Origin of the sequence: Streptomyces palmae (assembly GCF_004684805.1) — a bacterium.
Classification (GTDB): Bacteria; Actinomycetota; Actinomycetes; order Streptomycetales; family Streptomycetaceae; genus Streptomyces; species Streptomyces palmae.
The window spans coordinates 1-1,068 of the sequence record NZ_SRID01000718.1 but is presented as its reverse complement, the minus strand read 5'-3'; the positions used below and the strand labels follow the sequence as shown (position 1 = coordinate 1,068).

Annotated in this window: 1 protein-coding gene; it reads left to right on the top strand. The window is 75.8% G+C overall.

Annotated features, from left to right (window positions below; translation table 11 throughout):
* The first annotated feature begins 162 nt into the window (after positions 1-162).
* Complete coding sequence (locus E4099_RS32285) at positions 163-864, top strand: ribonuclease H family protein (protein ID WP_135342628.1); 702 nt, start codon at positions 163-165, stop codon at positions 862-864.
* Positions 865-1,068 lie beyond the last annotated feature (204 nt).

Sequence of the window (1,068 nt, the reverse complement as noted above, 5' to 3'; positions counted from 1 at the left end):
AAGAGACAGCCCCCTTCCCGCCCGTCTCCCACCACCACCCTCAAACGAATCGCTGCGCTCCGCGCCCACCACCCTCGAACGAAGGCCCCCCGGACTCCCTCCGGGGGGCTCCCCATCGCGCCCGCTTTCCTGGCCGGCCGGCGGGCCTGGCAGTATCGAGGGATGGCTGAACAGATCATCGCCGCCTGCGACGGCGCTTCGAAGGGGAACCCCGGGCCCGCGGCCTGGGCCTGGGTCGTCGCGGAACCGGACGGCAGCGTGGGCCGCTGGGAGGCCGGCCCGCTGGGCACGGCGACCAACAACGTGGCCGAACTCACCGCTCTGCGCGAGCTGTTGGAGGCGACCGACCCGACCGTGCCGATGGAGGTGCGGATGGACTCCCAGTACGCGATGAAGGCGGTCACCACCTGGCTGCCGGGCTGGCGCAAGAAGGGTTGGAAGACCGCGGCGGGGACCCCGGTGGCCAACCGCGATCTGGTGGTGCGCATCGACGAGCTGCTCGGCGGGCGGACGGTGCGCTTCGTCTACGTCCCCGCGCACCAGGTCGACGGCGACCGGTTGAACGATGCCGCGGACCGTGCCGCCAGCCATACCGCCCGCACCCAGCAGCCGGCCGGCAGCTCCCTCGGCTCCGAGCTGCCGCCCCCGGAGGCCGGCGCCCCGGCCGCCCGGCGCACCCGCGGGGCCGGCGCCGCGAGTCGCGGTGGGCGGCCCGCCGGTTCGGGCCGCCCGGGTGGTTCGATCAAGGCGAGGTTCCCCGGCCGGTGCCGCTGCGGCAGGCCGTACGCGAAGGGCGAGAACATCTCCAAGAACCCCGACGGCTGGGGGCACCCCACCTGCGTCGAGGCCGCGCCGGGCGCGTAGGCGGGCTTCACGGACCCCGGGCCCGGGCGGGGGGCGGGACCGGCTCGGGCGAAAGACCTTCCGCGGCCATGCGGCGATCCGGCATCCCGAGAACCCCTTCGCCCCGGTCAGCGGCGTCGGCCGGGGCCGCCGACTGATCGGGCAGCCGGCGCCCACCCGGACGCCGCGGTCGGCACCGCGAGGGGTGGGCGGTCGGGGGCAGGT